Annotated in this window: 4 protein-coding genes; all 4 read right to left on the minus strand. The window is 36.1% G+C overall.

Going from position 1 to position 5,455, the window contains the following annotated elements; all coding sequences use genetic code 11:
* Window positions 1-472: 472 nt before the first annotated feature.
* Window positions 473-1,669: a phosphoglycerate kinase gene (locus tag ACMZ6U_RS09095; protein WP_416108101.1), complete on the minus strand. Its 1,197-nt coding sequence runs from the start codon at window positions 1,667-1,669 to the stop codon at window positions 473-475.
* Between the two features lie 190 nt (window positions 1,670-1,859).
* Complete coding sequence (locus ACMZ6U_RS09100) at window positions 1,860-2,696, minus strand: aldo/keto reductase (RefSeq protein WP_416108103.1); 837 nt, start codon at window positions 2,694-2,696, stop codon at window positions 1,860-1,862.
* A 71-nt stretch (window positions 2,697-2,767) separates the two neighbouring features.
* Window positions 2,768-3,484 carry a GntR family transcriptional regulator gene (locus ACMZ6U_RS09105; protein WP_416108105.1) on the minus strand — a complete coding sequence of 239 codons (717 nt, stop codon included), beginning with the start codon at window positions 3,482-3,484 and terminating at the stop codon, window positions 2,768-2,770.
* A 771-nt stretch (window positions 3,485-4,255) separates the two neighbouring features.
* Entirely contained in the window at window positions 4,256-5,266 is a 1,011-nt protein-coding gene (gene gap / locus ACMZ6U_RS09110) for a type I glyceraldehyde-3-phosphate dehydrogenase (protein ID WP_104968574.1), read from the minus strand.
* Between the last annotated feature and the right edge of the window lie 189 nt (window positions 5,267-5,455).

A 5,455-nucleotide genomic window follows, 5' to 3' on the forward strand; every position in this document is an offset into this window, starting at 1 on the left:
CACGTTTTACACGTTTTACACGTTTTACACGTTTTACACGTTTTACACGTTTTACATTCTAATTGTACTATAACCACACTAAATTGTCAAACATTTTTATTGTTTCTAATTTTTATTTTTTGAAACCATATCCTATTGTTTAAGGAGTTTCTTATGCTTTAATATCAAAAAAAATATTAGTCATGAAAATAACTTCTCATTTTCTTTTCAAAGAATTAATATCACAATCTTATGAAAGCGCTACCTCAAGTGTGAGGTTTGGTTAATTGGAGACATCAACCATTATTGGTTCTGTTTTTAATTTGAAATCGCCCATCCAGTTCTTTACAATTATTTTTTTGGTAATCATATCCTGTTGTCACACATTATCTCTGGTTGAGATGGCTAAGGTATATTTTTCTGTACAGGTTTTACACCATGCAAAAAAGGAATCTCTAGACCCCTTTTTTGATTTTTTAATGACTAGAAAACCTTATTTCTCAGTAAGGGCATCAAGTCCTGGAAGTACTTTACCTTCAAGGAGTTCCATTGAGGCACCACCACCTGTTGAGATCCATGAAAATTTGTCTGCACGACCAAGGTTGATAGCTGCAGCGGCTGAGTCACCACCACCGATAATTGATTTAACACCTGGCTGTTTAACGATAGCATCCATAACACCGATTGTACCAGCTTGGAAGTCAGGGTTTTCAAAGACACCCATAGGACCATTCCAAACAACTGTTTTAGCGCCTTCAAGAGCTTCTTCAAATTTAGCAATTGATTTAGAACCGATGTCAAGACCAAGGAAACCTTCAGAAACAGCCTCACCTTCAGTATCACGTACTTCAGTGTAATCTGCAAAAGCGTTAGCTTCTTTTGAATCAACTGGCAAAATCAACTTACCGTTTGATTTTTCAAGCAATTCTTTAGCAACATCAAGTTTGTCTTCTTCAACAAGTGAGTTACCAATTTCGATACCTTGAGCTTTGTAGAATGTGTAAGTCATTCCACCACCGATAAGAACTTTATCGGCTTTATCAAGAAGGTTTTCGATAACACCGATTTTATCTGAAACTTTAGAACCACCAAGGATAGCTACGAATGGACGTTCTGGAGTTTCAACTGCTTCTTGGATGTAAGCAATTTCGTTTTCAAGAAGGTAACCAGCAACAGCTTTATCAACGTTAGCTGAGATACCTACGTTTGAAGCGTGCGCACGGTGAGCTGTACCGAAGGCATCGTTAACGAAGATACCATCACCAAGTGATGCCCAGTATTGACCAAGTTCAGGATCGTTTTTAGACTCTTTCTTACCGTCAACATCTTCAAAACGAGTATTTTCAACAAGAAGAACTTGTCCATCTTCAAGAGCGTTGATGGCTTCTTCTAATTCAGCACCACGAGTAGCTCCAGGGAAAGCGACATCTTGTCCAAGTTTTTCAGCAAGTGCTTTAGCAACTGGTGCTAATGATTTGCCATCTTTGTCTTCTTCTTCTTTGACACGTCCAAGGTGAGAGAAAAGGATCGCACGTCCACCCTCTTCAACAATGTGTTTGATTGTTGGAAGAGCTGCAGTGATACGGTTATCGTTTGTGATAACGCCATCTTTCAAAGGAACATTAAAGTCAACGCGAACGAGGACTTTTTTACCTTTTAATTCAACATCTTTAAGCGTTAATTTAGCCATTAGTAAGACTCCTTATTAATTTTTATAGGAACTATTATATCACATTTCTCCTCAGAAACCTATGATATGAAAACAATAAATTAATTATTTCACATTTTGGGACAATGCTTTCATAGGATTATTTCGGTAACAAGATAAAACTCAACATAAAGAGAAAGAAACCTGTCAGAGACAGATTTCTAAGCTATTTTTAAAATTCTACTGAATCCGGATCTTTCTGACTAGCAACCCCTTGCACCTTATCTAATTTATCTTCATCTTCATCAGATAAAACAAAATCAAAAATCTCTAAATTAGAAGTGATATTTTTAGGGGTTACTGATTTAGGAAGGGGTAAAAATTCTTTTTGAAGTGACCAGCGCAATGCCACTTGAGCGACAGTTTTTCCATATTTTTCTGCCAATTGATTAGCTAAATCATTACTAAAAATAGACCCTGTTCCTAATGGGCTGTAAGCTTCAAGAAGGATATCATGCTTGCGACAAAATGCAACGAGATCATCCTGTGAACAACCTGGTGCCAAGAGAATTTGGTTGACCATCGGTTTGATTTCTGCTGTTTCAAAAAGTGCTTCCAAATGATGTTTCATAAAATTCGACACACCTATCGCACGGATTTTCCCAGCTTTATAATATTCTTCCATAGCTTTCCATGTTCCCGCATTAGCTTCTCGCCAATTATCACGAAAAGCCTTTGGATTTGGCCAATGAATCAAAAGAAGGTCTAGATAAGACACACCTAATTTTTTAAGTGATTCTTCAATAGACGCTTTTGCCAAATCATAGCTATGGTTACTGTTCCATACCTTCGTCGTTAAGAAGATGTCTTTACGAGAAATACCACTATCAGCAATCGCTCTACCTACGCTCTCTTCATTCTTATAAGCTTGCGCAGTGTCAATGTGAGTATATCCTTCCTTCAAAGCATGACTCACAGCCTGATAGGCTTCATCACCATCAGGAATTTGCCAAGTTCCAAAACCAAGTTTTGGAATAGTTACACCATTAGATAAAGTATATGTTTCCATAAATGACTCCTTTATGATTTTTTTGGCAGAATGAATTAAATAGGCTTGACTAAAGACAATCTCAATAGAGATTATTGTTTAAAAAGGACTGTCTCAAAATCAAATATCTCTGGTAAATGACGAGAAATTGAATACTCAAATACTTTACAATTATCTAGACTAACAACTTGCTCAACCTGCATCAGAAAATCAGTCTCTTTCAAATCCATTTTCTCTGCTTCAAGCTCATCTGGTCGGACACCAGTAACTTTAACAAAGGCACTGTGAATCTTACGTCCAAGCTCTTTAGTAATATACTGATAAATAGAACTTTCTAAGTGATCACGTTTTAAATGAGGTATCACATCTAAAGGCATATAGGTATATTCTATAATACTTGGTTTTTTATCAATACAACGCAATCGGATAATTTTATAAGCAAAATCATCTTCATTAATCGATAATTTTTCTGCTAACTGACTATCTACTCTAATCACATCAAAAGCAAGAACTTCTGTATCTAGCTTGTCACCATAGTCTTCAGTAGCTCCATTCAAGGTATAAACATGAGGCATCTGTACAGACTTCCAGTCGCGCACAAACGTCCCAGAACCCCTGCGACGAATAAGATAGCCTTCCACTACGAGCATATCTAAGGCGCGCTTTAATGTCATTAAACTCACATCAAACTCTTTTGCCAATGTTTTACCATCTGGTAAACTAGCATTAACTGGATAAAAACCTTCTCTAATACTTTGACGAATTTCTTTAGCGATTTGTAAATATTTTGGTTCAATATGTCCGATAATCGGTCACCACCTCTTCAATAAATATAGCATTTATAAATGACAAAGTCTGATCTTTTTAAAAATCAACTATTTTGAAAAACTTTCTCCTTATATCTTAACACAATCCTTTTGATTCCGAAAATTAAACCTATTAAACTTACTATAAAAACGCCAAGAAACTAGAAATTCTAACCATTTGATAAAATACTAGAATTTTGTATGATAAATAGTTATAACAAGAACAAAACCCACCTCTAAAAGCTGTAAAACTATAGCAGTTTAAGATTACAATATCAGTTAGAATGATAGTATCATCCTCCCTAATAATATATACTGTTAACTGACAGTATAGATTAAAGTTAATGTGTAGACCATGATCCTTTAAAAAACTTTGCGAACAAACACATTATCTACCTTATCAGAGCTTAAGATGCATCATTTTCATTAACCAACTTTCGTTAAAGAGGTTCTCTTACCTCAGCCCTGTTTATTGATATCCTAGTATATGAATACTCATTGAAAATCAAAATCTGATATTGTCAAGTTTACCTTGATGAACTTTAGTTCTAGCTACGACGCTTTTTCTAGTTAGATTTTGATTTTCTTCGAGTATCAACTATCCTACTATCAGCTTAAAAACTAGGAAGCAAGTATGGAAGGATAACTTTAGATATAAAAAAAGAGAAGACCAAAGAGATCTTCCCTAAATATTAGCTCACAGCTAAATTATAACTGGGCAATTACATCAGAACTGAAAGAGCCCATTTCTTGCTTTTATTGATTAACAATCAATTATTTAGCAATTTTTGCGAAGTACTCAAGAGTACGAACAAGTTGTGAAGTGTATGACATTTCGTTGTCGTACCATGAAACAACTTTAACCAATTGCTCACCGTCAACTTCAAGAACTTTAGTTTGAGTAGCATCAAACAATGAACCAAATGACATACCAATGATATCTGAAGAAACGATTTGATCTTCTGTGTAACCATAAGAATCGTTAGCTGCAGCTTTCATAGCAGCGTTAACTTCTTCTACAGATACGTTTTTAGAAAGAGTTGCAACCAATTCAGTTACAGAACCTGTTGGAACTGGAACACGTTGTGCAGCACCATCAAGTTTACCATTAAGTTCTGGAATTACAAGACCGATAGCTTTTGCAGCACCTGTTGAGTTAGGTACAATATTAGCTGCAGCTGCACGAGCACGACGAAGGTCACCACCGCGGTGTGGTCCGTCAAGAACCATTTGGTCTCCTGTGTAACCGTGGATTGTAGTCATAAGACCTTTTTCTACACCAAAGTTATCATGAAGAGCTTTTGCCATTGGAGCAAGACAGTTTGTAGTACATGAAGCACCTGAGATAACTGTTTCAGTTCCATCAAGAATATCGTGGTTAGTGTTGAAAACAACTGTTTTAACATCGTTTCCACCAGGAGCAGTGATAACAACTTTTTTAGCACCATTTTCATGGATGTGTTGCTCTGCTGCTGATTTAGAAGCAAAGAATCCTGTAGCTTCAAGAACGATTTCTACACCGTCAGCAGCCCAGTCAATGTTTCCTGGCTCACGCTCAGCAGAAACTTTAATGAATTTACCGTTAACTTCAAATCCACCATCTTTAACTTCAACAGTACCATCGAAACGGCCTTGTGTTGTATCATATTTCAAAAGGTGAGCAAGCATGTTTGGATCTGTAAGGTCGTTGATGCGTGCAACTTCAACACCTTCTACATTTTGGATACGACGGAATGCAAGACGACCGATACGACCGAAACCGTTAATACCAACTTTAACTGTCATTTGTGATTTCCTCCTTATGAAAATCAATAAATAATTCTACTAGGGAATACCCCTATACTTATTGTGAAAATATTAACTAATATATCTACCAGCTAACCTTTCAACACTATTATTATATAATAATTTCCTTAAACTTGCAAATCCTAATTATTTTCTGCAAAACAAATGGGACATTACTCCCATTAGCAT

The sequence above is a fragment of the Streptococcus pluranimalium genome (assembly GCF_047785745.1).
Taxonomy (GTDB): domain Bacteria; phylum Bacillota; class Bacilli; order Lactobacillales; family Streptococcaceae; genus Streptococcus; species Streptococcus pluranimalium_B.

What these genes read in the sequence shown, in the direction of transcription:
- ACMZ6U_RS09095 (WP_416108101.1), bottom strand. Translation starts at nt 1,669, where the DNA reads ATGGCTAAATTAACGCTTAAAGATGTTGAATTAAAAGGTAAAAAAGTC.
- ACMZ6U_RS09100 (WP_416108103.1), bottom strand. Translation starts at nt 2,696, where the DNA reads ATGGAAACATATACTTTATCTAATGGTGTAACTATTCCAAAACTTGGT.
- gap (WP_104968574.1), bottom strand. Translation starts at nt 5,266, where the DNA reads ATGACAGTTAAAGTTGGTATTAACGGTTTCGGTCGTATCGGTCGTCTT.